This is a genomic window from Mesorhizobium amorphae CCNWGS0123 (assembly GCF_001686985.1).
Classification (GTDB): domain Bacteria; phylum Pseudomonadota; class Alphaproteobacteria; order Rhizobiales; family Rhizobiaceae; genus Mesorhizobium; species Mesorhizobium amorphae.
The window spans coordinates 489,514-515,021 of sequence record NZ_CP015318.1; the positions used below are offsets into that span (position 1 = coordinate 489,514).

At 61.9% G+C, this 25,508-nt stretch carries 21 protein-coding genes, 1 tRNA gene and 1 pseudogene; 9 read left to right on the forward strand and 14 right to left on the reverse strand.

Annotated elements, in window-relative coordinates:
• From A6B35_RS02315 to rsfS, 6 genes are all read right to left on the reverse strand, one after another.
• On the reverse strand, window positions 1-522 hold the full coding sequence (locus tag A6B35_RS02315) for an RNA pyrophosphohydrolase (RefSeq protein WP_006204831.1): 522 nt from the start codon (window positions 520-522) through the stop codon (window positions 1-3).
• A 68-nt stretch (window positions 523-590) separates the two neighbouring features.
• Window positions 591-1,778 carry a divergent polysaccharide deacetylase family protein gene (locus A6B35_RS02320; RefSeq protein WP_006204830.1) on the reverse strand — a complete coding sequence of 396 codons (1,188 nt, stop codon included), beginning with the start codon at window positions 1,776-1,778 and terminating at the stop codon, window positions 591-593.
• A 204-nt stretch (window positions 1,779-1,982) separates the two neighbouring features.
• Window positions 1,983-3,308 carry a S41 family peptidase gene (locus A6B35_RS02325; protein WP_006204829.1) on the reverse strand — a complete coding sequence of 442 codons (1,326 nt, stop codon included), beginning with the start codon at window positions 3,306-3,308 and terminating at the stop codon, window positions 1,983-1,985.
• A 1-nt stretch (window position 3,309) separates the two neighbouring features.
• Window positions 3,310-4,671, reverse strand: a complete 1,362-nt coding sequence (locus A6B35_RS02330; protein ID WP_065518140.1) for a murein hydrolase activator EnvC family protein — start codon at window positions 4,669-4,671, stop codon at window positions 3,310-3,312.
• A 137-nt stretch (window positions 4,672-4,808) separates the two neighbouring features.
• Window positions 4,809-5,291, reverse strand: coding sequence for a 23S rRNA (pseudouridine(1915)-N(3))-methyltransferase RlmH (gene rlmH, locus A6B35_RS02335; RefSeq protein ID WP_006206389.1), 483 nt, complete (start codon window positions 5,289-5,291; stop codon window positions 4,809-4,811).
• A gap of 58 nt (window positions 5,292-5,349) precedes the next feature.
• Window positions 5,350-5,790 (reverse strand): ribosome silencing factor, encoded by a 441-nt coding sequence (rsfS, locus tag A6B35_RS02340; protein WP_425277683.1) that lies wholly within the window; start codon window positions 5,788-5,790, stop codon window positions 5,350-5,352.
• A gap of 179 nt (window positions 5,791-5,969) precedes the next feature.
• Between rsfS and A6B35_RS37335 the strand changes: the two are divergent.
• Window positions 5,970-6,828 (forward strand): annotated as a pseudogene (locus A6B35_RS37335) (mechanosensitive ion channel family protein).
• A gap of 10 nt (window positions 6,829-6,838) precedes the next feature.
• Here A6B35_RS37335 and A6B35_RS02350 read toward each other — a convergent pair.
• The 3 genes from A6B35_RS02350 to A6B35_RS02360 all read right to left on the reverse strand — a co-directional run bounded on the left by A6B35_RS02350 (window position 6,839) and on the right by A6B35_RS02360 (window position 10,112).
• Entirely contained in the window at window positions 6,839-8,128 is a 1,290-nt protein-coding gene (locus tag A6B35_RS02350; protein WP_006206385.1) for an MFS transporter, read from the reverse strand.
• A 68-nt stretch (window positions 8,129-8,196) separates the two neighbouring features.
• A complete protein-coding gene (locus tag A6B35_RS02355; RefSeq protein ID WP_040584209.1) occupies window positions 8,197-8,784 on the reverse strand; it encodes a nicotinate-nucleotide adenylyltransferase in 588 nt (195 codons plus the stop codon).
• 47 nt (window positions 8,785-8,831) lie between these two features.
• Window positions 8,832-10,112: a glutamate-5-semialdehyde dehydrogenase gene (locus A6B35_RS02360; RefSeq protein ID WP_006206383.1), complete on the reverse strand. Its 1,281-nt coding sequence runs from the start codon at window positions 10,110-10,112 to the stop codon at window positions 8,832-8,834.
• A gap of 78 nt (window positions 10,113-10,190) precedes the next feature.
• Between A6B35_RS02360 and A6B35_RS02365 the strand changes: the two genes are divergently transcribed.
• Window positions 10,191-10,484: a hypothetical protein gene (locus tag A6B35_RS02365; RefSeq protein ID WP_006206382.1), complete on the forward strand. Its 294-nt coding sequence runs from the start codon at window positions 10,191-10,193 to the stop codon at window positions 10,482-10,484.
• A gap of 213 nt (window positions 10,485-10,697) precedes the next feature.
• Here A6B35_RS02365 and proB read toward each other — a convergent pair whose 3' ends face one another.
• Both proB and obgE read right to left on the reverse strand, forming a co-directional pair.
• Entirely contained in the window at window positions 10,698-11,819 is a 1,122-nt protein-coding gene (proB, locus tag A6B35_RS02370) for a glutamate 5-kinase (RefSeq protein WP_081482317.1), read from the reverse strand.
• 2 nt (window positions 11,820-11,821) lie between these two features.
• Window positions 11,822-12,850: a GTPase ObgE gene (obgE, locus tag A6B35_RS02375; protein ID WP_006206379.1), complete on the reverse strand. Its 1,029-nt coding sequence runs from the start codon at window positions 12,848-12,850 to the stop codon at window positions 11,822-11,824.
• Between the two features lie 188 nt (window positions 12,851-13,038).
• Between obgE and A6B35_RS02380 the strand changes: the two genes are divergently transcribed.
• Window positions 13,039-13,902 carry an endonuclease/exonuclease/phosphatase family protein gene (locus A6B35_RS02380; RefSeq protein ID WP_006206378.1) on the forward strand — a complete coding sequence of 288 codons (864 nt, stop codon included), beginning with the start codon at window positions 13,039-13,041 and terminating at the stop codon, window positions 13,900-13,902.
• A 202-nt stretch (window positions 13,903-14,104) separates the two neighbouring features.
• On the opposite strand, the gene A6B35_RS02385 is transcribed toward A6B35_RS02380, so the two are convergent.
• The 3 genes from A6B35_RS02385 to A6B35_RS02395 all read right to left on the reverse strand — a co-directional run bounded on the left by A6B35_RS02385 (window position 14,105) and on the right by A6B35_RS02395 (window position 15,881).
• Entirely contained in the window at window positions 14,105-14,692 is a 588-nt protein-coding gene (locus tag A6B35_RS02385; protein WP_006206377.1) for a GNAT family N-acetyltransferase, read from the reverse strand.
• A gap of 121 nt (window positions 14,693-14,813) precedes the next feature.
• Window positions 14,814-15,083 (reverse strand): 50S ribosomal protein L27, encoded by a 270-nt coding sequence (gene rpmA / locus A6B35_RS02390; RefSeq protein ID WP_006206376.1) that lies wholly within the window; start codon window positions 15,081-15,083, stop codon window positions 14,814-14,816.
• Between the two features lie 99 nt (window positions 15,084-15,182).
• Window positions 15,183-15,881, reverse strand: a complete 699-nt coding sequence (locus tag A6B35_RS02395) for a 50S ribosomal protein L21 (RefSeq protein ID WP_040584201.1) — start codon at window positions 15,879-15,881, stop codon at window positions 15,183-15,185.
• 384 nt (window positions 15,882-16,265) lie between these two features.
• On the opposite strand from A6B35_RS02395, the gene A6B35_RS02400 reads away from it, so the two are divergent.
• The 6 genes from A6B35_RS02400 to A6B35_RS36110 all read left to right on the forward strand — a co-directional run bounded on the left by A6B35_RS02400 (window position 16,266) and on the right by A6B35_RS36110 (window position 25,504).
• Window positions 16,266-16,355: transfer RNA gene (locus A6B35_RS02400), tRNA-Ser, on the forward strand.
• Between the two features lie 882 nt (window positions 16,356-17,237).
• Window positions 17,238-20,654, forward strand: coding sequence for a type I restriction-modification system endonuclease (gene hsdR / locus A6B35_RS02405; protein WP_244426128.1), 3,417 nt, complete (start codon window positions 17,238-17,240; stop codon window positions 20,652-20,654).
• Entirely contained in the window at window positions 20,654-22,123 is a 1,470-nt protein-coding gene (locus A6B35_RS02410; protein WP_006206371.1) for an HsdM family class I SAM-dependent methyltransferase, read from the forward strand. The genes hsdR and A6B35_RS02410 overlap by 1 nt, the downstream gene beginning before the upstream one ends.
• Window positions 22,120-22,908, forward strand: a complete 789-nt coding sequence (locus tag A6B35_RS02415) for a RipA family octameric membrane protein (protein ID WP_006206370.1) — start codon at window positions 22,120-22,122, stop codon at window positions 22,906-22,908. The genes A6B35_RS02410 and A6B35_RS02415 overlap by 4 nt, the downstream gene beginning before the upstream one ends.
• The gene (locus tag A6B35_RS02420; RefSeq protein ID WP_006206369.1) at window positions 22,905-23,828 is read left to right on the forward strand and encodes a GIY-YIG nuclease family protein; all 924 of its coding nucleotides are present in this window, start codon (window positions 22,905-22,907) and stop codon (window positions 23,826-23,828) included. Before A6B35_RS02415 ends, A6B35_RS02420 begins: the two co-directional genes overlap by 4 nt.
• Window positions 23,825-25,504 (forward strand): restriction endonuclease subunit S, encoded by a 1,680-nt coding sequence (locus A6B35_RS36110; RefSeq protein ID WP_006206368.1) that lies wholly within the window; start codon window positions 23,825-23,827, stop codon window positions 25,502-25,504. Before A6B35_RS02420 ends, A6B35_RS36110 begins: the two co-directional genes overlap by 4 nt.
• Window positions 25,505-25,508 lie beyond the last annotated feature (4 nt).

Sequence of the window (25,508 nt, forward strand, 5' to 3'; positions counted from 1 at the left end):
TTACGCCACCAGATGCCGGAACGCCGCCACCACGTCCTCATAGACCTTGCGCTTGAACGGCACGATCAGGTCGGGCAAGTCCCGCATCGGCCGCCACGCCCATTGGTCGAACTCGGCCGTGTGGCCGCCCGGTGGCGGGTTGATCTGGATCTCGCTCTCGTCGCCGTGAAAACGATAGGCGAACCATTTCTGCGTCTGGCCGCGATAGCGGCCCTTGAAGGCAATGCCGACCAGATGCGCCGGCAGGTCGTAGTTGATCCAGTGCGGCGCCTCGGCCAGCAGCGAGACGCTGCGCATGCCGGTCTCCTCGTAGAGTTCCCGCTCGGCCGCTTGCGCAGGGTCTTCGCCCTTGTCGATGCCACCCTGCGGCATCTGCCAGAGCTGCGTGGTGCCGGCGAATTCGCTGTCCGGCTCGGCGATGCGGTGACCGACCCAGACCAGCCCCTCGCCATTGAGGATCATCAATCCGACACAGGGACGGTAAGGCAGTGTCTCGGGATCGACCGGTTTTGTCTTCGCCATCAGTCAGTCTTTCCAGCTTTCCGCCGCTTCTGAGAACTCGCTCGGGAGAGAACCATCGAGAACGGCTGCTAGCCTTTTTGCGGATCGATGGCCACCGCCGAAATCGGCACGATCTCGATGCCACGCTTCTTGGCTTCCGTCACCCAGGACGACACCGTATCGACCGTCAGATCGAACGCCGAGCCGATGCCGACGGCAAAACCCTTTGCCCGCGCCGTGGCCTCGAGCTCGTCCAGCTTCTTCAGGATGGCGCCGCGGTCCTGCACCGCATCGATCGACGTGTCGCCTGCGACGAACGGCACACCGTCCTTGAGCGCCAGATCGGGTGCCAGGCTGCGCGCCGACGAACCGTCATCGACATAGGCGAGACCGCGCTTGCCGAGCTCGGCCATGAACGGCCCCATTGCCGCGGAATCGGCCGAGAAGCGGGCGCCCATATAGTTCATCACGCCGGTATAGTTGGTGGTCCGCGACAGTGCCCAGTGCAGGCTCTTCAGATTCTCGTCCGGGCTCGCCGCCACCGTCAGCGTGTTGCGGCCGGGATTGACGTTGGGATAGTCGAACGGCTCGAGCGGTACCTGCATGACGATCTCATGCCCGCTCTGCCGCGCCGCCTGCATCCAGCGGCCGATGCTGTTGCCTTGCGGGGCAAAGGCCAGCGTCACCTCGGCCGGCAGCTTGGCGATGGCCGCCTGGGTGCCGGTCTGCGACACGGCGAGCCCGCCGATGACGATCGCCACGCGCGCGCCGCGCGATCCCGACCACGGCCGCGCATAGACGTCGAACGGACGCCTGCCGTCGGCGGCACGCATCGGCAGCGGTCCGGTTTCGCTGGCCTCGATCAGCGCCTTGTCCGGGATATGCGCAATCTTCAGGTTCTGGCCGACCGTCGAAGGATCGCGAATGACGATCCCCGCCTTCGGCGGACCGTCGCCTTCTTCCGTCTGCACATGGATGATCTGCGGCCCGCCTGTCTTGGGAGAGGTTTCCTTGGGCGGCGTTTCCGTCTTGGGCGCCGCCGCCTCGGCAACCGGCGCTGCGGCGGGCGCGGCCGTCACCTTCGGCGTCGAAACGGCAACCTCTTCCGGCTTGCGGAACGGCTTTTCGCGCAGCGCGATCGCGCCGGAGATACCGACCACGGCCAGCACGGCGAGCGTGGCCCCGACCGTGCCGGCGCTGAGCCCGCGCGACGCGGCACGCGGCGGCCGGATCGTCTGTCCGAGCGGGCGTTCGATGTCCTTGCTGATGTCAGCCAACTTGTGTCCCCGGAAGCACGACCCTTAAGTGAAGGCACTTTTTACGAGACATGCTGCGCAAAATTCGCAATCGCCGGCGCGCTAACCCAGACGCGTGGCGCTCCAACCGCGTTCCCCCGAATCAAACTGCCGGAACCTCGCGGCCCCGGCAGCATCGCATTGCTTCGATCGGGCGGCCAGAGCCTTGCCCTGACCACTCGGTCCTTACTGGTTGAGCACGGCCTTGTCCGGATTCGGCGGGAACGCCGGATCGGTCTTCTGGCCACGCAGCAGCTCTTCGGCATAGATGAGCTGGAGATCGTCCTTCGGATCCGGCGGCACATAGGCGGCCGAGCCGGAGCCGGTCGAACCCTCGTCGGCACCCTTGATATGACCCTTGAGGTCCGATTCGCCGCGCGTCAGGTCCCTGCCCTGCAATTCCGCCGGCAGCGGCTGCTCGACCTTGATGTCGGGCGTGATGCCCTTGCCCTGGATCGACTTGCCGGATGGCGTGTAATAGAGCGCTGTCGTCAGGCGCAGCGCGCCATTCTCGCCGAGCGGGATGATGGTCTGCACCGAGCCCTTGCCGAAGGACTGGGTTCCGACCACCGTGGCGCGGCGCAGGTCCTGCAGCGCGCCGGCGACGATTTCCGAGGCGCTCGCCGATCCGCCATTGACCAGTACGATCAGCGGCTTGCCCTTGATGTCGTCGCCCGGACGGGCGTCGAAGCGGGTGACGTCCTTCGGATCGCGGCCGCGCGTCGAGACGATCTCGCCGCGGTCGAGGAAGGCGTCGGACACGCTCACCGCCTGGTCGAGCAGGCCGCCCGGATTGAGGCGCAGATCGAGCACATAGCCCTTGAGCTTGTCGTTCGGCACCTGCTTCTTGATGCTGTCGATGGCGTTCTCGAGGTCGTCATAGGTCTTTTCGGTGAACGACGTGATCTTCATGTAACCGATGTCGTTCTCGACCCGGAACTTGACCGCCTTGACCTTGATGATGTCGCGCACGACGGTCAGTTCGATCGGCTTGTCGGCACCTTGACGCAGGATGGTGAGCTTGATCGGCGTGTTGACCGGCCCGCGCATCTTCTCGACCGCGTCGTTGAGGGTCAGGCCGCGCACTTCGTCGCCATCGATCTTGGCGATGTAGTCGCCGGCAAGCACGCCTGCCTTGGCGGCCGGCGTGTCGTCGATCGGCGTGATCACCTTGACCAAATCGTTTTCCATGGTGACTTCGATGCCGAGGCCGCCGAATTCGCCCTTGGTCTGCACGCGCATGTCCTGCGCCTGCTCGGCATTCATGTAGGAGGAGTGCGGATCAAGCGAGGTCAGCATGCCATTGATGGCGTTTTCGACCAGCGACTTGTCATCCGGCGGCGTCACATACTGCGCCCGGACGCGCTCGAAGATGTCGCCGAAGATCGCCAGTTGCTTGTAGGTCTCGGAGCCCGCAGCGTTCGCCGTCGAGCCGGGTGCGCCGTAGACCAGGCTCATCGCTGATGCGCCCATCAGCGCACCGGCAAACAGAAGCGACAGTTTCCGCATCATCTCACGTCCTTCCAGAAAATCGGTCCGCCCACCATGGGGCCGGATCGACGGGTTTTCCATCCTTGCGGAACTCGACGTAGAGTTCCGGCGTGGCATTTCCATTCTTCGAGGCCGAGGTGCTCGCCACCCGGGCCTCTCCCATCGCGCCGACCGGCTCTCCTGCGAGCACCGGCTGGCCAGTCGCGACACTGATTCTGCTCATCCCCGCCAGGACGACATGATAGCCGTCGCCTGCGTTCAGGATCAAGAGTTGACCATAGGAGCGAAAAGGCCCCGCATAAAGCACATTTCCATCCGCCGGCGCGGTGACGATGGCGCCCGATTGTGTCGCAACCATGTCACCAAGCATCACCGCGCCGTTACCGTCATCGGTGCCGAAACGCTGTTTTATCTTGCCGATGACCGGCAGCGCGATCTGCCCCTGAAGCGCCGAAAACGGCGCTGAAGCGGTCAGCCGATTGCCTTCCGGCACCGGCAGTGCAGCCAGTTCCGTCTGAGCCGGAGCCCCTGCTTGTGCGGGATCCTCTTGCGCCGGAGCCGTGTCGCCGTCGGCCGATTTCTGCTCGCCGGCCTTGGCCTGGTCAGCCGCCTTGCGCGCCTTGTCGGCCTCGAGCGAGGCGATCAGCTCCTTCAGGCTGCCGGCCTTGGCCGCCAGTGTCTCGGAGCGCTGCTTTTCCGCCGCCAGCGCCGTTTGCGTGTCGGCTTCGAGCCTCTGTTTGGCTTCAAGCAGCATGGTGAGCCGCTTCTTTTCCGCCGTCTGCTCGCCGACCGCTTCCGTCAGCCTGGCGCGCTCGGCCTCGATCGAGGCCGTCACCCGCGTCTGTTCCTTGAGGTCGGCCAGCAATATATCGGTCTGCTGGCGCAGTTCCGGCACCACGGCGCCCAGGAGGATGGCGCTGCGCACCGACGACAGCGCGTCTTCCGGCTTGACCAGGATTGCCGGCGGCGGATTGAGCCCCATGCGCTGCAGCGCGCCGAGCACTTCGGCCAGCACGTCGCGCCTTGCGTTGAGCGAGGCGCGGATCTTCTGCTCCTCGCCCTTCAACCCCTCCAGCTTGGCGCCGATGTCCTCGATGTCCTGGCCTAGCTTCTGCTCGGTCATCGCCGACTGGATCAGCGCCGCGGTGATCGAGGCATGATCCTTCTTGACCGCCGCGATGTCGGCCGCGAGCTTGGCCAGCCGCTCGGAAGACAGCGTGATTTCCTTGGAGACCTGCTCGTACTCGGCGCGGCTCTTGTCCGGATCGGGCGCCAGGTCGAGCGTGTTTTCGGCCCTGGCGGCACCGAGCGACAGCACGAACGCCGCCGCCGCAATGCCGCAGCCGCGCAGAATGCTCGCCCTGGTTCGTCCAATTTCAGACATTGAAGCCCGACTCTATGCGTGGCTTCGTTAACGAACAATCAACCATGTTCGATAGGTTTGCCAATGGCGCACAATATGCCGCCGCATTGGGGCGGAAATCCGGGCGGAGGGCGCCGATGCACAGGATTCGGCCTGGTCTAGGAGCGATGATAGGGATGCCCCGAAAGAATGGTGGCGATCCGGTAGAGCTGTTCGCCCAGCATCACCCTCACCAGCTGATGCGGCCAGGTCAGCGCGCCGAACGACACCACCAGATCGGCCTGGTCGCGCAGCGACTGGTCGTGGCCGTCGGCGCCGCCGATGGCGATGACCAGCGCCTTGCGGCCGCCGTCGCGCAGCAGGCCGATGCGGCCGGCGAAGTCCTCGGAGGAAAAGCTTTTGCCGCGTTCGTCGAGCAGGATCAGCGCGGTGCCTTGCTGCAGCTGCGTCTGCAGCTTCTGGCCTTCTTCGCGCCGCCGCTCATTGGCGGTCTGGGCGCGGCCTTCGGCAATCTCGACAACGCCTGAGAATTCGAGCCCGACCGGGGGACCGCTCTTGGCGAAGCGCTCGAAATAACGGTCGGCGAGCAGCTTCTCGGGGCCGGCTTTCATCCGGCCCACGGCATGAACCGTAATCTTCATCCCTGCCTCGAAGAGCCGTCGATGCATGCTGAGCGGCATGCATCAAAACAGATGCGGCTCAGTGGAGCGTCTCTTCCTCGAGGTCCGGCGCCTGCCACATCTTTTCGAGATTGTAGAATTCGCGGACTTCGGGGCGGAAGACATGGACGATGATGTCGCCCGAATCGATCAGGACCCAGTCGGCACCGGCCAGCCCCTCGACGCGCGCCATGCCGAGGCCGGCATCCTTGAGCGCCTTGAGGAGGTGATCGGCGACAGCCGAGACATGACGGTGCGATCGGCCCGATGCGACAACCATATAGTCGCCGAGGCTCGATTTCCCCTGAATGTCGATTGAGACGATGTTTTCGGCCTTGGAGTCTTCCAGACTGGCAAGGACTGTCTTGATGGCGCGGGACACGGCGTCGTTTACGCTGATCCCGGCCGGCGAAGGCACGATGTCGGCCTTCTTCCGCAGTGCTGTTCTCAGTGTATTTCCTTTCGCAGCAAGAACAACCAAATCACCCGCCAAATCAGGTGACACCACTTAGATAGGCAGAGTTCCGTTGCAGTTTCAAGACGTGGGTCGCGGCCGCCGCCAACGCGGTGCTCTGCGTTTGGTTCCAAATGCCGGCAAATATCGGAACTTTGGGCTCATTGGCGGGTTATCGGCTTGCCCCCAGAATCGGATTTCCCAGAATGCCTATCGATCCTCAGAACACGCTCCTCACCGTGCAGGCGGGCCTTGCCCAACTCAGCACCCTGATCGTCTCCTACTCATTCTCCGCCATCGGCGCCGTCATCCTGCTCGTTGTCGGCTATATCGTGGCCGGCCTCGCCGAGCGCTCGATCTCCGGCGGTCTGAAACACATCCATGGCTTCGACGCGACGCTGCGCCATTTCTTCTCGAAGATCGTCCGCTACGCCATCCTGATCCTCGTCGTCATCATGGTGCTCGGCCAGTTCGGCGTGCAGACCGCCTCGATCATCGCCGCCGTCGGCGCCATCGGTCTCGCCATCGGCCTGGCGCTGCAGGGCACGCTGCAGAACATCGCCGCCGGCATCATGCTGCTGGCGCTCAGGCCGTTCCGCATCGGCGAATATGTCGAGGTCGGCGCCATTTCAGGCACCGTCCGAGGAAGTCGGCCTGTTCGCCACCAGGTTGCGCACGGTCGACGGCGTCTACGTGCTGGCGCCCAACTCGACCCTCTGGAACCAGCCTGTCCGCAACTTTACCCGCAACGGCGTCCGCCGTGGCGACATCACGCTGACCATCGGCTCGTGGAACGACATCGATTTCGCGCAAAAGACGATGCTCAGTGTCGCGGCCGCCGAACGGCGCGTCAGGCGGGAACCGGCGCCGATCGCCTTCGTCTCGACCGTCGGCGACACCGGCGTCGCCGTCTCCTTGCGCTACTGGACTTCGGCGGCGGATTTCTTCGCCACCCAGATCGATCTCACCAAGCGCATCAAGCAGGCCTTCGATGCCGAAGGGCTTTCGGTTCCCGCGCCGCCGCCGGACGCGCAGCGGCCGGAACCCTCCAGCACCCGGCAATAGCGAGGCACCTTCAGCTGTCGCGCTGCTCGTCCGGCGCGAAGGCAAGCTCCACCGGCAACGGTGCCTGCGCGCACATCGGCGCGAAGCTGCCGGTCTCGGCCGTCGGCACCGGCTGCGTTGTCAGCACCCGCCACAGCACGAACAGGCAGAAGGCGGCGGCGATGACGATCGCCACGTAGATGAAGGCCTGTGTGCCATAGAGGGCCGAAAGCCCGGTCACGATGCCCGGCACGACAAAGCCCGACAGCGACCAGGCAAACAAAAGCGAACTCGACAGCGCCACCATGTCGTTCTTGCTGGCGCGGTCGGCGGCATGCGCGCTGGCCAGCGAATAGATCGATTCCGAGGCGCCGTCCCACACGATGTAGATCACCACCAGCGCCGCCAGCGCGCCGCCATCAAAGCCGATGGCAAGCATGCCCGCCGCCACCGCCAGCGCGGCGGCGGCGATCAGCACATAGCGCCGGTCGGTGCGGTCGGAGATCCAGCCGAGCGGTATTTGCAGGATCAGCGTGCCGAGCGGCATCGCCGCCAGGAGCAAGGCCACATCGGCCTGGCTGTACCCCTTGGCGGTGGCATGGATCGGCGCGAAGCCCGAGATCGCCATCGAAAGGCCGCCGACGGCCAGCATGCCGGCGATGCCGACCGGCGAGACCCGCCAGGCGCGGCCGAGCGCCACCGACGCTGCCTGTGGCGCTGGCGGCTGGGCAAGCCGCGTCATGCCGACCGGCAGGATCGACAGAGCGGTAAACGCGATGCCGATCAGCGGCGCGGCCGCGGTCTGGATGTCGATCGCCGCCAGCGTGGCATAGCCGACGCCGAGCCCGGCGACATAGGCGACGTAGAACACCGCCATGACGCGTCCGCGTATGGCGTTGGCGACGGCATCGTTCAGCCAGCTCTGGGCGACGATGAACAGGCCGCAGATGGAGAAACCGTAAAGCGCACGCGCCGCGATCCACAGCAGCGGGTAGGTCCCGGCGCCAATGGCGGCATTGGACAGCGCAATCAACGCCGACAGCACCATGAACGCGCGCGCATGCCCGACCCTGCGCACCAGCGGCCCGGTCAGGATGCAGCCGGCAAGGCCGCCTGCGGAAAGGCCGGTGATGATCAGCCCGGCCCAGGTCGGATCGAACCTCTCGACGCCAAGGCGGACCGGGATATAGGCGAACATCAGCCCGTTGCCGACCGCGATCAGCGCCATCGACAGCACGACACTGGTAATGGCGATCAGCGGCGCCGGCGGGTTGCCATCTTCCGCACCGGTTTCGAATTGATTTTTCTTTGAAATCGCCATGTCCGGTCAGGATCGCCTACCAAACGGACAAACGCAGCCGTAAATGCGACATGGCCGGGCGGCCGGGCTCAGTCTTTTGCAGCCTTGCGTATGGCGCTTGACGACAGCGACGAGCGCGGGCCGTGGATGAAGGTCCAGGCCGGCGCCTTCATGCGGGCGAGGCGTGGCGCGTCGCCCTCGTCGACGCGGGCATAGTCGAAGGTCTTGGCGACGACCGAAGACAGGAAGGAGAGCGTGGCCCCTGGCCGGTCGATGACGGCGATCGGGAAGGTCATGACGATCTGGCGCCAGCGCTGCCAGCGGTGGAAGTCGCGCAAGCTATCGGCGCCCATGATCCAGACGAAGTCGACGCCGGGATTGCGCGCCTTGACCAGCGCCAGCGTGTCGGCGGTGAAACGGACATGGTGTGCCGCCTCGAAGGCGGAGACCTTGATCTTCGGGTTCTTGGCGATCTGCTCGGACTGCTGCAGGCGCTCGCTGAGCGGCGCCAGTTCCCGCGTGCTCTTCAGCGGATTGCCTGGCGTCACCATCCACCACAGTTGGTCGAGCGCCAGCCGACGGAGCGCGATCTCCGCGACCAGCGCGTGACCTGCATGCGGCGGGTTGAACGAGCCGCCGAACAGGCCGACGGCCACGCCCCTGCCGGCGTGCGGCATCTTGAGATGCGAATGTCCGACGCCTGGCCAGGACTTGGAAATATCGCTCAAGGCCGTATCTGGCCAGACCCGCGCACGCGGTATTTGAACGAGGTCAGTTGTTCGACGCCGACTGGGCCGCGCGCGTGCATCTTGCCGGTGGCGATGCCGATCTCCGCACCCATGCCGAACTCGCCGCCATCGGCGAACTGGGTCGAGGCGTTGTGCAGGAGGATCGCCGAATCGATCTCGTTGAAGAACTTTTCGACCACCTGCGTATCCTCGGCGACAATCGCCTCGGTGTGATGCGAGGAAAAGGTCTCGATATGCTCGATCGCGCCGGCGACGCCGTCGACCAGTTTTACCGCAAGGATGGCATCGAGATATTCGGTCACCCAGTCGGCTTCGGTCGCCGGTTTGGCGTCGAAGAACAGCTTCAGCACCTCTTGATCGGCGTGGATCTCGCAGCCGGCCGCACGCAGCTCGTCGAGGATCGGCACCAGATGGGTGGAAGCGACGGCACGGTCGACCAGCAGCGTCTCGGCGGCACCGCATACACCAGTGCGCCGCATCTTGGCGTTGACCGCGATCCTGATCGCCATGTCGAGATCCGCCGAGCGGTCGATGTAGAGATGGCAGATGCCTTCGAGATGCGCGAAGACCGGCACCCGCGCCTCGCTCTGCACGCGCCCGACCAGGCTTTTTCCGCCGCGCGGGATGATCACATCGAGATTGCCGGAAAGCCCCTTCAGCATCTCGCCGACGGCGGCGCGATCGGTGGTCGGCACCAGCTGGATGGCATCCTCGGGCAGACCGGCAGCCTTCAGCCCCTCGACCAGGCAGGCATGGATGGCGGCCGAGGAATTCAGCGAATCCGAGCCGCCGCGCAGGATCACCGGATTGCCGGCCTTGAGGCAGAGCGCGCCGGCATCCGCAGTCACATTCGGCCGGCTCTCATAGATGACGCCGACGACGCCGAGCGGCGTCCGCACCCGTTCGATATGCAGGCCGTTCGGCCGGTCCCATTCCGCGATGACGTCGCCAACCGGATCGCCGAGTTTGGCGATTTCACGGATCCCCTCGGCCATGGCACCGATGCGCGCCGGATCGAGCTTCAGCCGGTCCATGAAGGAGCCGGACAAGCCCGACTCGTGGCCATTCGAGACGTCGATGGCGTTGGCGTCGAGTATCTCCTGCTCGCGGGCGATGATCGCCTCGGCCATGGCCAGCAGCGCGGCATTCTTGGCGGCGGTGGTCGCGATAGCCAGCGGTCGGGCGGCAGCGCGCGCGTTGCGGCCTATCCGTGCCATCAAACTGGCTACATCTTCGCCTTGGTGTTTGTTCAGCATTTGACCGCTCCAGTGAAGCTTGGTGGATTTACACGCGGCCGGCCTTCGCGGCAATGGCCGCAAATTTGGGGAAGCAGCATGAAGCGCGCCATAATCCTCGTTGTTCTGGGCACGATGCTGGCGCCGACCGGCCTTCGCGCCGCCGACTACTGCGACGACAAGATCGAACCTGGCGAGAGCCCCGACGGCAAGGCTATGGCCATGATGAGTGGTATGTTGTTCATCGGACTTGCCGAGCGCTATTGCGGCGCACCACTGGTGCCGCTTTCCCAGATCTTCGTCGTTGTCGAGGAGGCCCATGGGTGCGGCCCGCGCGCGCGGCTCGAGGCGAAATACAAAAAACGATGGAGGAGGGAGGCGAGTCGAAGGTAACGACGAGCGACGAACTCGTCCGCGATATGCTTTCCGAAGACGGGAACGATCTACCCCAGGCCGAAGTGGATCGACGTGCCAAGGGTGCCATTGAAGCAGAGATGGGAGGTTGCAGCGAGCTTCTTAAAGTATACCAGGACTTTCAGGAGAGGTATCGCAACCCACCCAAATGGCCGCCTCAAGCCGACCAATAGCGCCCTCAATCGCGGGACCTCAGTCGGCGCCGCCGCTCACCACAAGGTCGTCGCGGTGGATCATCGCCGAGCGCGCCTCATAACCGAGCACGGTTTCGATTTCGGCGGTCTTCAGGCCTGCGATCCTTACGGCATCGGCGGCATCATAGGCAACCAGTCCGCGCGCGATCTCGCGGCCCTCTGGCGACAGGATAGCCACCGTGTCGCCGCGCGAGAAATTGCCGCTGACCAATTTGACGCCGGCCGGCAGCAGCGACTTGCCCGACAAGAGCGCACCGATGGCGCCGGCATCGACGGTCAGCCGGCCCGCCGGTTCGAGCTGGCCGGCGATCCAGGTCTTGTAGCCCTTGACCGGATTGGCGCTCGGCCGGAAGAAGGTGGCCCGCTCGCCGCGCTCGATCGCCATCAGCGGCGACAGCCGCGTGCCTGATGTGATGACCATGGCGGTGCCGGCGGCGGTGGCGATCTTGCCGGCGTCGAGTTTTGTCCGCATGCCGCCGCGCGACAGCTCGGACGCGGCAGCACCCGCCATCGCCTCGATATCGGGCGTGATGCGATCGACCACCGGAATGAACTTTGCACCGGGTTCCCTGGCCGGTGGCGCGGTGTACAGCCCATCAATGTCGGAGAGCAGGACCAAAAGGTCCGCACCCATCATCGTCGCCACCCGCGCGGCCAGCCGGTCATTGTCGCCATAGCGGATTTCGGAGGTGGCCACCGTGTCGTTCTCGTTGATGACCGGCACCGCCTTCATCTTGAGCAGCGTCGAGATCGTCGCCCGCGCGTTGAGGTAGCGGCGGCGCTCCTCGGTGTCGCCGAGCGTCAAGAGGATCTGGCCTGATTTCAGGCCGCCCTTGCCAAGCGCATCCGACCAGGCGCCGGCCAGCGCGATCTGGCCGACGGCGGCGGCGGCCTGGCTCTCCTCGAGCTTCAGCGCCCTTTTTCCCAGGCCTAGAATGGTGCGGCCGAGCGCGATGGCGCCGGACGACACGACCATCACCTCTGCCCCGCCAGTGGCCAGCACGGCGATGTCGTCGGCCAGCGAATCCAGCCAGTCGCGCTTCAGCCCCGTCGTCCTGTCGACGAGCAGCGCCGAGCCGATCTTGACGGTGATGCGCCGGTATTTCTTCAGCGACTGCATGGTCATTGCCAGCGCGTGCCAACCGGAACGACGACCTTGTCGCGCGCCTCGGCGACAACGGCCATCAGCGCCCGTTGCACCGCCTCGACACCTTCGCCGGTGACGGCCGAAAGCAGCATCGGCGCGCGGCCGGCGGCGCGTTTCAGCGAAGCCGCCTTCTTCTTGCGCTCATCGGCATCGAGAATGTCAACTTGGGACAGCGCCAGGATCTCGACCTTCTCGATCAGCCCGTTGCCATAGGCATCAAGCTCGGCGCGTACCGTCTTGTAGGCCTTGCCCGGATTTTCCTCTTGCGCCGAAACCAGGTGCAGCAGCACCCGCGTGCGCTCGACATGGCCCAAAAAGCGGTCGCCGATGCCGACGCCCTCATGCGCGCCTTCGATCAGGCCGGGAATGTCGGCGATGACGAATTCGCGGCCGTCGATGCGGGCGACACCGAGGCCGGGATGCAGCGTGGTGAAGGGATAGTCGGCGATCTTCGGCTTGGCCGCGGTGACCGCCGCAAGGAAGGTCGACTTGCCGGCATTGGGCAGGCCGACCAGGCCGGCGTCGGCGATCAGCTTCAGCCGCAGCCAGATGTTCATCTCCTCGCCCGGCAGGCCGGGATTGGCGCGGCGCGGCGCCTGGTTGGTCGAGGTCTTGAAATGTTGGTTGCCGAAGCCGCCATTGCCGCCCTTGGCCAGCAGGAAGCGCTGGCCGACCACGGTGAGGTCGCAGATCAGCGTCTCATTGTCCTCTTCGAAAACCTGGGTTCCGGCCGGAACCTTCAGCGTCACGTCGGCGCCCTTGGCGCCGGTCATGTTGCGGCCCATGCCGTGCGTGCCGGTCTTGGCCTTGAAATGCTGCTGGTAGCGATAGTCGATCAGCGTGTTCAGCCCGTCGACCGCCTCCAGCCAGACATCGCCGCCACGGCCGCCGTCGCCGCCATCCGGCCCGCCGAACTCAATGAACTTTTCGCGCCGGAACGACACCGAACCGGCGCCGCCGTCGCCAGAGCGGATGTAAACCTTGGCCTGATCGAGAAATTTCATCGGATTTTCGGGTTTCTGCTAGTGGGCTTGCGCGATTGCTCTAAACCAAGGCGAGGCGAAGGGCGAGGCCGTTTTGCGAAGGATTGCGCCGACGCCGGCTTTTGCAGAGGCGCGGGACGCGCTAGCACTGTGAGCGAAGATCGATTTCGGCTTTCGGGGGCAGGACGCCGGGCTGGGGAAATGCTGGCATGAAGCTTGTGACCTACAACATCCAGTACGGCATCGGGCTCGACGGCCGCTACGATGTCGGCCGCATTGCGGATGCCGTGCGCGGCGCCGACGTGATCGCGCTGCAGGAGGTTACCCGCAACAACCCCAGGAACGGCAACCACGACATGGTGGCCGAACTCGGCGACGCGCTGCCCGATTACTTTGCCGCCTATGGCAGCAATTTCGAGGTCAATGTCGGCTCTCACCTGGAAGCCGGCCGCGCAATCACCACGACGTTCCAGCTCGGCAACATGGTGCTGTCGAAAACGCCCATCCATCTGTCGCGCAATCTCCTGTTGCCGCGCAGCCGCAGTCTGGAGGCGATGAATTTCCAGCGCGGCGCACTGGAAGCGCTGATCGAAACGCCGCTCGGCTTCATCCGCTTCTATTCCACCCATCTCGACCATCGCAGCCCGGTCGAACGCCAGGGCCAGATCCGTTTCCTGCGCCAGCGCTTGCTGAACTATGCGCTGGAAGGCGGCGGCCTGTCCGGTATTCCCGAGATCGGCCTGCCCGACCTGCCCTATCCGGAAGCCTTCATCGTCATGGGCGACTTCAACATGCTGCCCGGATCGCCCGAATATGTCGAACTGGTCGGCCGCCCGGATCATGAGTTCGGCATGCCGCTGACCGCCGACCTCGCCGTCGACGCCGCCCAGCGCCTCGACACGCCCGATCTCGTCACCTGGGTCGATCCCAAACGGCCCGACGATGTCAGCCGCCACAAACGCATCGACTATGTCTTCACCTCAGCCTCGCTCGCCGGAGCGCTGAAGCGCCTTTGGGTCGACCGGCAGGCGGTCGGTTCGGACCACTTGCCTGTATGGCTCGAGACAGCTTGACCCCAAGTCCGCAACTGACTTTGCCTATGCTTTCCAAACCCTTGGTTTCGGGCCAGCCGCCGAGGTGTGTTGAGATTCAGGTCAGGCCGCGCCGAGAATGGTGGTCTCCGAGAACCGGAGCGCAGCGTACTCAAAGTACGCGAGCACCGGAAGCGCAGGAAACCGCCATTCGCAGGCCGGCATCACCTGAATATCGACATACCTAGAAGTGCACCCAGTTCCTGAGGCTCGTCCAGGTCTTCCTGTCGAGCCGGTAGCGCTCGACCGGCACCTGGCCGGCGACGATCGAGTTCAGCATGCCCTGGCCGGCATACTGGAACCCGCACTTGTGGATGACCCGGCGCGAGGCCGGGTTGATGACCCGCGTCGACGCTTGCAGCACCTGGGTCGAGGTCCTTTGGAAGGCAAGGTCGACGAGCGCATGCGCGGCCTCGGTCGCATAGCCGCGCTTCCAGTAGGGTTCGCCGATCCAGTAGCCGAGCTCCAGCCCGCGATCGGTGGTGTTCAAGCCGGCGCAGCCGACAAAAGTGTCGGTTCCCGCCAGCGTCAGCGCATAGACGACGCCGGCGCGGCGCGCTGCCGTCATGGCAAGGAAGGCACGCGCCTCGGCCTCGCCATAGGGGTGCGGCATGCGGGCCAGCATTTCGGCGATATGGCGGTTGTCGGCGAGCGCCACCAATTGCCCGATATCGCTTTCGCGCGGGCGCCGCATGACCAGCCGCTCGGTGGCCAGCACCGGGCAATCTATCGCGTAACTTTCGTCGTCCGTGTCGTCCGCTTCGGCAACCATGTCAAAGTCCTCCAGGCGCAAGAAAAAAGGGGAGATGGAAACCCATCTCCCCTGATCCTTTTCCTGGCCTGGCCAGACACCGGTTCCCGAGATGGGCGCCGGTGTTGTGGTGCGGAACCGGCTACTCCGCTGCTTTGGAAATCGGGTTCACCGATACGTAGGTTCGGCCGTTGGCTTTCTTGTTGAAGGTGACTGCGCCAGCTTCCAGCGCAAAAAGGGTGTGGTCCGTGCCCATGCCGACATTGACGCCGGGATGCCACGAGGTGCCGCGTTGACGAATGATGATGTTGCCCGGAATCACGGCTTCGCCGCCGAACTTCTTCACGCCGAGACGCTTGGAATGCGAGTCGCGACCATTGCGCGACGAACCGCCAGCTTTCTTGTGTGCCATCTAACTAACTCCGATGCGCCCTGGGGCGCTTGAATGGTCTTATGAACGCGTTCGCGTTCCGTTTCAAGTCCGATCCGGCGATGGTTTCGCCGGTTCGCCTTACTTCTTCGCCAGCTCTTTGGCCTGCTCGCGCCAGTCCTTGATCTGGTCGGCGCTGAACGGCATGTGCTCGTCGATCTTGGCGACATCCTTGTCGGTCAGCTTGGCGAGCTGCGCGAAGGTGATGATGCCCTGCTCGGCGAGGTCCTTGGCGGCGACCGGGCCGATGCCCTTGATCACGGTCAGGTCGTCCGGCTCGCCCTTAGGCGCCTTGAACAGCGGCGCGGCGGCAGCGGTCTCGACCTTGGCTTCTTCCTTCGGCGCAGCCTCAGCCTTGGCTTCCTTCTTGGCCTTGGCCTCCTTCGGCGCGGCCTCGGCCTTCGCCTCGACGGCGGCCTCCGCCTTGGCTTCCGGCTTCGCCGCGGCCTTCTTCGCCGGCTTGCCGCCGCCCAGCAGGATCTCGGCGATCCTGACGGTGGTCAGAAGCTGACGGTGGCCGATCTTGCGGCGCGAATTCTGCCGGCGGCGCTTCTTGAAAGCGATGACGGTGCGGTTCTTGCCCTGCTCGACGACTTCGGCGGTGACGGTGGCGCCATCGACGAACGGCGCGCCGAAGGTGACGTTCTCGCCCTCGCCATGCGCCAGCACATTGCCGATTTCGACGATATCGCCGACCTGGGCTTCGAGTTTCTCGATCTTCAGGAGATCGTTGGCGGCAACGCGATATTGCTTGCCGCCCGTTTTGATGACTGCGAACATTTTTTGCCTTTCGCTGTTCGGTCGGCCTTGATGAACCGCTTCAGGCGGTTCGGCCGTCTTTTTGTCAGTCTGCGGGTTCAAAAAACAAGCGGCGCGGAAGACCCCTCCACGCCGATTGCGCGCTGTCCCTAACCGAAGGTTGGGCCGAAGTCAAGGCAAGTGGCCGTATCTCCTTGGCCCCAAGCGCGCCATCACCGGTCGCCACGCTGGTTGCTTCCGGCAGAGCGACGAGGACACCCGTGAAACACCCTGCCCGGAAGGGCTCGCGCCATCGCGACAGCGCGGTGGTTCGCGGAACCCGGAAATCAGGCAGATAGGGCCTTGTAACCTGCCCGCCCAGCCGTTATCTAGTGCGCCGCGCCGGCAACGGCGGACCATGACCGCGGAGAGGTGGCAGAGTGGTCGAATGCACCGCACTCGAAATGCGGCATGCTCGCAAGGGCATCGGGGGTTCGAATCCCTCCCTCTCCGCCATACCACATTGAAGTTATTCAGATATTTCCCGGATTTTAAACATAACCCCCGAACTGACCCCGCCGATTTCAGCTCTATCTTTTCGTCACCCTGGCAAGAATTTCCAGAGTTCCCTTGCTTCGCCGGAAAAGGCGCTGTCGGCCTCCGACAGATGACCATAATGCCCTTCGCACATGGCCGGCTCTACACCCAGTCTCAACATGCTTCACACCGCCGGCATCCGTCTAGCTGGTCCGCTCTACTCAATCGAGGGCGGTCCTGATTTGGGGGCTGGGAGGGGTGCCCATTCCAATCTACCTTGCTTCGAAATCGCAGCAGATTTTTTCTCACTTCTTGCTGATTGGGCGTGCACATACATTTTTCACTCACCACCAAGGCTAGGCGAAAGCCGGATACAATTAGCCCTATTTGACGTGCATTGGTTGAATAATTAGCTTTCCTCCAACGGCCGGCGATTGCGCCCCAGGGCAGGTGCGATCAGCTAGCAATGGCTGTCATCGCCCCGACAGACGGCCTGACAACGGCGTTTGATATGTGGTCGGTGCCTTGCAAGCCGCTATGCCCCCTTTCACGCTCTCCAGCGGTCTTTCTTGAGCGCGTAAAGCCTGTCCGCTTTTTGGCCGGGAGCGGTCTGCCCGCTTTTGTCGTCGTACTCCTCAATTCCCAACGGCGCGTCCTCAGTTGCGGCAGTGAACCCGATCCAGAGACGGTGCGCCGCGTCCTTGAGCACCTTTGGAAAAACGCTTTGCAGGCTCGAATGTCAAACTCGGGACCGTGAGGAGTTGATAAGCTATGCCCAGTATGAAGCCATGCACGCTACGTTTTCCGCATTCATAACCCGTTGTCGGGTCGAACGCTGGCGGATGCACAGGGCGAATAGCTATGGTGAAAATGCCTGACCAGCTATATCCAGTGATCATGGTCGGGGGTGATTCAAATTTTGCATTCCTTCAGAAGCTCGAGCCACAGGTTTTTCGCCTGGGGGTGCTTGCAGAGCGCTACTTCGTAGAAGACCCGAACACTTGCCAAATTAAGCTGCGCCAGCTTTCAGAACTCACTGCACAACTAACTGCGTCACGTTTTGGCCTCGCAATCGAGCCGTCTGACAATTTCGCCGACATCCTTCGCCGTTTGAAGTTTGAATGTAGCCTTCCGCGTGAAGTTGGTGAGCTGTTTCACTCATTGCGCATCGCTGGAAATCAGGCCGCACATGCCGGTGCAGATGACCATGCCAGCGCGCTAACTGGGCTCAAACTGGCTCGCCAGCTAGCCATTTGGTACTCCCGCACGTTCCACAACCCAGCTGACAAATTTGGACCGTTCGTACCGCCCGCTCGGCCAGCCGATGCCAATGCTGCGGTTGTTGAAGAATTAAATCGCCTCAAGTTGGAGCTTGCTGCGACCCAGTCGGAAGCTGAACGCCTCAAATCTGAGGCATTGGCCGCTGAAGTAGAGAGGCGAACGGCAGCGGATCAAGTAGCTGCAGAACGCCAGGAACGAGCAATTTGGGGTTCACTGGCCGAGGAAGCTGAGAAGGGCCGTCTTGCACTTGCTGAGCAGCTCAAAGCTGCTCTCGAAGCCTCCCACAGCATTAATGCGCCTGCGCCCGAGATCGTGGCCGAGTTGGCTAGGGATGCTGCTGACCAGATCAACCTTGATGAGGCTGACACACGGGCGCTGATTGATCAGCAGCTTCGTGAAGCCGGTTGGGAGGCTGATACTCAAGTCCTTCGCTACTCCAAGGGGAGCCGTCCCGTTAAAGGACGCAATCGTGCGATTGCCGAATGGCCCACAATGACTGGACCAGGCGACTACGCCCTTTTCTGCGGCATGACGCTTGTGGGAACAATCGAAGCGAAACGGCGCAACCGCAACGTGATGGCAGTGCTGAGACAAGCAGAGCGCTATGCTTCGGACATCCATATGCAGGAGGCCGAATTTGCAGAAGACGGCCCTTGGTACGAGTTCAAAGCACCGTTTGCGTTTTCGACGAATGGTCGCCCCTATTTAAAGCAGGTTGAGGCCCTGTCCGGAATTTGGCGTCGAGATTTGCGTGATTCTAACAATCCTGCCGAGGTCCTTGCTGGCTGGCCCTCGCCACGAGGTATCTTGGAGAGACTGTCGGTCAATAGAGAGCAGGCGCAGAAGGAACTTGTCGCCCAACCGTTCGACTTTGGCTTTCCTCTTCGTCATTATCAACGGGAAGCCATTGAGGCTGTCGAAGGCGGTTTGGCGGAAAATCGACGCGCAATGCTGGTGGCGATGGCCACGGGGACCGGCAAAACCAAGCTGGCCATTGCGATGCTCTACCGCCTCCTTTCCGCCAAACGATTCCGGCGCGTTTGCTTCGTAGTCGATAGGAGCGCGCTCGGACGACAGACCAAGGACGAATTCACTACAACCAAGGTGGTGAACGGCAAGGCTTTCGCTGACATTTTTGGACTGAAGGGCCTGGCCGATGTAACACCCGATGAGGATACGAGGGTTCACATCTGCACAATTCAGGGCCTAGTCCGGCGCGTCCTCTATTCAGAGAGCGCGGAGGATGCGCCGCCGGTCGATCAGTACGATCTCATGGTCGTCGATGAATGTCACCGGGGATATCTGCTGGACCGCGAAATGTCGGATGGGGATCTCAGCTTTCGCGATCAATCCGACTACGTCTCCAAATATCGCCGTGTTTTGGAGCATTTTGATGCGGTCAAGATAGGCCTGACGGCAACCCCTGCGCTTCATACAACCGATATTTTCGGCAAGCCCGTCTTCACCTACTCGTACCGCGAAGCCGTCATCGACGGCTTCCTCAATGATCACGAGCCGCCAATCCGGATTGCCACCAAGTTGTCCGAAGGCGGAATTCACTTCGTCCGGGAGGAAGCCGTCGATTTCATCCACCCTCCGACCGGCCAAGTTGAAACAGTCACGCTTGCCGATGAAGTTGACTTCGAGGTCGAGCAATTCAACAGGGGGGTGGTGACGGTTCCCTTCAACCGTGCGGTCGCTCAAGAATTGGCTAAATACATCGATCCTGGTGATCCCGATAAAACGCTGATTTTCGCAGCCTCAAAGGCGCACGCAGATATCCTCGTCAAAGAACTGCGCGACGCGTTCCGCAATGCCTATGGTCCGATGAACGATAAAACCGTCCAGCGGCTGACGGGCGATGTCGACAAAGTCGAGAGTTTGATCCTTTCATTTCGCAACGATCCACTGCCGAAGGTGGCCGTCACGGTCGATCTGCTTACAACCGGTGTTGATATCCCGAAGATCACCAACATCGTTTTTATGCGTCGGGTGAACAGCCGCATTCTCTATGAGCAGATGCTGGGCCGCGCGACACGCCTATGTCCAGAGATCGACAAAGAGGCATTTCGCATTTTCGATGCCGTAGATCTCTACGCTCATCTCCAAGATATGACCGATATGAAGCCCGTGGCGGCGGATCCAAAGTTCACCCTGACCAAGCTCTTCGAAGAGCTGGCTGGTCGCAGTGATGCGGAACACAAAAACCGCATCCGCGAACAGATCATTGTCCGGCTTCGCCGTCGCCTAAAAAAACTGTCGCCCGAAATGCGCGCAAGATTTGAAAGGGAAGCAGGCGAAACGCCCGAAGCCACCCTGAACCGTTTCGTGCAGGGCGATCCCGTCGATCTCTCTAAATGGGCGTTCGAGCGACCAAACCTTGGTCCGATCCTCGATTGGACAGACGAGGATGGTACCCCGCGCTACATGCCAATTTCCGAACATGATGACGAGGTGACCAGCGTTACGCGCGGCTATGGCACCGCCGACAAGCCAGAAGATTTCCTCGACAAGTTTACACAGTTTGTCCGCGAAAACGTCAACCGGATCGCCGCACTGCGAATTGTCGTCCAGCGTCCGCAAGAACTGACACGCGAAGAGCTGCGGCAACTCCGGCTCGAACTCGACGCGGAAGGCTTCACGGACAGCAAGATCAAACGGGCTTGGGCTGATGCCAAGAATCAGGACATTGCCGCTTCGATCATCGGATACATACGCCAGGCCGCGATTGGTGACCCCCTTATTCCCTATGTGGATCGTGTTCGGCACGCTGTCGAAGCCATTCTGCGCAAGCGCGACTGGACCAATGTCCAGCGTAAATGGATCGAGCGCATTGGCCGCCAGCTCGAACTTGAAATTGTCGTTGATCGCGCAGCGTTCGATGCGGAACCTTTTGCGTCGCTTGGCGGCTGGCCAAGGATCGACCGGGTCTTTAATGGCGAGCTGGAACAGGTTGTTCGCGACATTAACGAGAGCATTTGGAAAGAGGTGGGATAATGAACGGACCAAGGGCGCGTGAGACCGTTCAAAAGTTGTGGAACGCCAGCAAGAGCCTGCAGGGCGGCGGCGTCAGCTATTATGAATATGTCACAGAACTGACCTACCTCCTGCTGCTCAAGATGCTCGAAGAAGTATCGCGCGACGGCAAGAAGCTCGAAGAGCGACTGCCCGCCGATTGTCGCTGGGACGCGCTCAAGAAGCTGGAAGGCGAAGCTCGACTGGTCCGGTATCGCGCCTTGCTGCTCGAACTTGGCACGCGGGCTGACATCAATATCCCGCTGGTCAAACAGGTGTTCACCGATGCCAAGACATCGTTGACCAAGGCCACTGCGCTCACTTCGCTCATCACGACCATCGATAATGTCGATTGGTATGCGGCAGAAGAGGATGGCCTCGGCGACCTCTATGAAGGCCTGCTCGAACGCACAACGTCTGAACGCAAGTCGAAGGCCGGACAGTATTTCACACCGCGCCCCTTGATCGACACCATCATCGGGCTGGTCCAGCCCAAGGCTGGCGAGACTATCCAAGACCCGGCAGCGGGAACCGGTGGCTTCCTGATTTCGGCGCACCGCGCGATCTTGCGAGATACGGATGAGTTGACGAAGATCAGCCCGGCCATGGGGCATTTCCAGCGCAACAACGCATACCAAGGCGCTGAGTTGATCACCGGCACGCACCGCCTCAATACGATGAATCTGCTGCTGCACGGCATCGATCAGCCCATCGACTGTATCGACGCGCTGACTTCAGATGCTGAAAAATTCGACAGGGCAGACCTGATCCTTACCAATCCGCCGTTCAACAAGTTTGCGGAACGCGTGACCCGCAGCGACTTCGTCATCACGGCCGGAGCCGCCAAAGGCCCGCTCCCGTTTGTTGAACATGTCGTGCGCGGCCTGAAGGTCGGTGGTCGCGCCGCCATCGTCATCCCGGACAATGTGCTGTTCGAAGACAATATGGGTCGCGACCTGCGAAACTGGCTGATGGACCTTTGCGACCTGCACACCATTCTCCGGCTACCAACGGGCATTTTCTATGCCCAGGGCGTGAAGACCAACGTCATGTTCCTCACCAAGAAATCCGAGGAGCGCATCGGCGCTACCAAACAGGTCTGGTTCTATGACCTGCGGGCGCAGATGCCCAACTTTGGAAAGACCAGGACGCTGACGGCGGATGATTTTGCACCCTTCGTCAAGGCTTATGGCTCTGACCCTCTGGGCACCGCAAAGCGCACGGACGAAGGCGAAGCTGGCCGATTCCGCGTGTTCACGCGCGAGGACATCGCCAAGCGCAATGACAACCTCGACATATCCTGGCTTCGCGCGGACGAAGAAGTTGTCGAGGAAGGCCTGACCGAACCCGATGATATTGCCGCTGCCATCCTTGGTCACCTGCGCGCCGCGCTGGAGGAGATTGAGGCCGTTGCCGATGAGCTAGCCGAAACGGAGGAAGTTGAGGCGTGAGCAAGAATCGTTTGGCCTATTTTAAAGCGCTCGGTCTTCCCGCTCCTTCAACCAAGGCAAGAACGTCAGGCACGGCTACCGCCGAGACAAGTGCAACGGCTATCGATCACCAAAGGCAGGCCCGACTGGCCGCCCTCAATCGCTCGCATGAAATCCGGCAATTCGAGATCGAGTTATACTGGAAGCGCGCCACCTATTTTTGGCTACTTCAGGCCGCCGTGTTCACCGCACTTGGCTTGATCTGGAAAGATGGCGGTAAGGGTATCCCGCACATCATACCTGTTGCATTGGCCTCGCTTGGCTTGCTCACGTGTGCCGCAGGTTGGCTTTCGGCCCAAGGGTCAAAGTTTTGGCAGGAGAATTGGGAACGCCACATCGACATGCTGGAAGATGAATTCGAGGGAAAATTGCACAAGACAGTGTGGGTCGGGCGGATGGGCGTCCGCTGGTCGGTGTCCAATATCAATGACCGGTTGACCTTGTTCTTCGGCGTCTTCTGGTCTTTGGTTTTCACGGTCGTTTGCTTTAGCGTAGTTTCCCGGTGGACCTTGCGCCTTGCGACATCTTTGGGTGAGGCCGATTTCACGCAGCCAGCCGTGATCGGGGTTGCAGTTGCGACGGCAGGTGGATTGTTCTGGCTTTATAAGCAGAAGACCAATCTGCGAGGGTCAATCCCGGATTGGGAAGCGAAGCCACAATTGCCTAAGATTCAGTCCGATCGTCCCAGGCTCCTGAGGGAACTTCATAGTGCTCCATTGATCGTAAAGCGGGGGCAGGCAGAATGACCCCCGAAACCTTGGGCCGTACCATCCAGCTTTTCTTGGTCGATGGCACGCCCACCGGGCTCCGCAAGGCAACGATCCATGGCTGGACCGGCCTGACCTTCGTCGCTACTGGCACCACCTTCGCCGCGCTTACGGCCCGGCAAGAGCTGGACCGGACTGGCATCTACATTCTCTCCGGCCCGGATGCCGAGGCGGTGGGGGGCACCCGCACCTATATCGGGTCGGCCAACAGCGTGCGCGAACGGATCAAGCAGAGCGCCGCTCAGCGTGAGTTCTGGGAGACGGCAATTGCCGTCACCACCAGCGATGATGATCTGTCCAAGGGGCATGTCGAATATCTGGAAGCGCGGCTCATCCAGATGGCGACACAGGCCAACCGCGTCACGCTGGATAACGGCACCAGCCCCGCCGGGCAGCGCCGCCGCTTGCCAGAAGCAGATCAGGCGAACATGGAACAGTTCCTCGCCAATCTGAAAATCATTCTGCCCGTAGTCGGGCTTGATTTGCTCAAGCCCCAACCGCGCGCGGTGACGCAGACCGCCACCCCGGTGGCGCAGCGCACAAGCGGCGAGATCACTTTTGAAATCCGCCACAAGTCCGGCGTGCAGGCGCAGGCCGTGGAAGAAGATGGCGAATTTATCGTGCTGGAAGGATCGCAGTCGCTGAAGGACACCGGCTACGTCCAGCAGAGTTATGGCGCGTTGAAAGAGAACTTGGTCAAACAAGGCGTGCTGCAACCCGGCGTCGATGGCCGGTACACCTTCGTCAAACCCTACAGCTTCTCCAGCCCCTCCGCCGCCGCCGCCGTGGTGCTGGACCGCAACAGCAATGGCCTATCCGAATGGAAGGTGAAGGGCGAGAAGCGGACCTATAATGACGTAAAGCAGGCGCGGATTGCTGCCGATGGGGTGGGCGCATGAGCGAAGTGCCAGGCAGTTGGATTGAGCCTCCAATCAACGAGGTTGCAGAGGTGAACCCGCGCAAGGATGTCGATCTATCAACATCTGACCTGGTATCGTTCGTGCCAATGGCAGCGGTTGACGAAGTGTCCGGAACGATCTTGTCGCCTGTAGATCGGCCTTATGGCGAGGTTTCAAAGGGTTTCACCCATTTCCGCGATAACGATGTGATTTTCGCCAAGATCACGCCATCAATGGAAAACGGAAAATCGGCGGTCGCTCGTGGGCTCACCAACGGGACGGGCATGGGTTCTACCGAATTCCATGTGTTCCGCAGCAATGGGGCAATCGAGCCGGAATATCTCTGGCGCTTTGTCCGCCAAAAGTCATTCCGAGAAAACGCTCAGGCGGTCATGTCTGGAGCGGTTGGTCAGCAACGTGTTCCTGCTGACTACCTCAAGGAACATCTTATCCCCCTGCCACCGCTCCCCGAACAACAGCGGATTGTGGCGAAGGTGGATGGGGTGACCGCGCGCACTGATCGGGCACGCAAAGAGCTGGGCCGAATCCCCACCCTCATCGCCCGCTACAAACAACGCCTCCTCGCGCTAGCCTTTTCGGGGAAACTGACAGCGGGTTGGAGGGGCCAAAACGAGAATGCACAGCCTGTTGTCGGTAGGTCAGCTCAGGAAATTCGATCTAAATTCTCGGTGGGCGAAGACGACGATTTTGACCCGCCCTTCACCATACCATCAAACTGGCGGTGGCTTAGACTCCCAGAGATTGGTGATCTTGATCGCGGCAAATCGCGTCATCGGCCCCGGAATGATCCCAAGCTCTTTGGCGGGCCATATCCTTTCGTGCAGACCGGCGACGTTCGAGCTGCTAATCGGATACTCACTGAGTTTGAAACCACCTATAGTGAATTCGGACTTAAACAAAGCCGCCTTTGGCCAATTGGGACGGTGTGCATAACAATCGCCGCGAACATCGCTGAAACCGCAATTCTCGGAATTGAGGCTTGCTTCCCAGACAGTGTTGTAGGCTTCCTGCCGGACACGGACAAAGTCTCCGGCGCATTTGTCGAGTTCTTCATTCGGACAATGCGATCTGAACTGGAAGCATTTGCGCCTGCAACGGCACAGAAAAACATCAACCTCAACGTGTTAAGCAGCGTGCGAGTGCCTGTGCCACCCGTCGAAGAACAAGCCGAAATCGTCAGTCGCATCGAGTCCGCCTTTGGCTGGCTCGACCGCATGGGCACCGATCACGCCGCTGCCGCCAGCCTGCTGCCAAAACTCGACGCGGCCATCCTCGCCAAAGCCTTTCGCGGCGAACTCGTCTCCCAAGACCCCAACGACGAACCCGCCATCGCGCTGCTGGAGCGGATCAAGGCGGAACGCGCCGCTACGCCGAAGGCGAAGCGCGGCAGACAAGCACCCAAGGCAAGGTTCCCAAAGGATTTGCAGATCATGGCCAAGAATCTCGAACAAGTCCTCGCCCAGGCCGGAGATTGGATATCTGCTCAGGATGCTTTCCAACAATGTGGAATCGGCGGTGCTGCCACTACGGAGGAGATCGAGAATATCTATGCGGAGCTTCGCAAGCTCGACAAGGCTGGCAGGATTGAGACCGAACCCGTCAATGACGATCAAGGTCGAAAGCTGCACGACCGGCTACGCCTGAAGGTCGCGTAAAGCC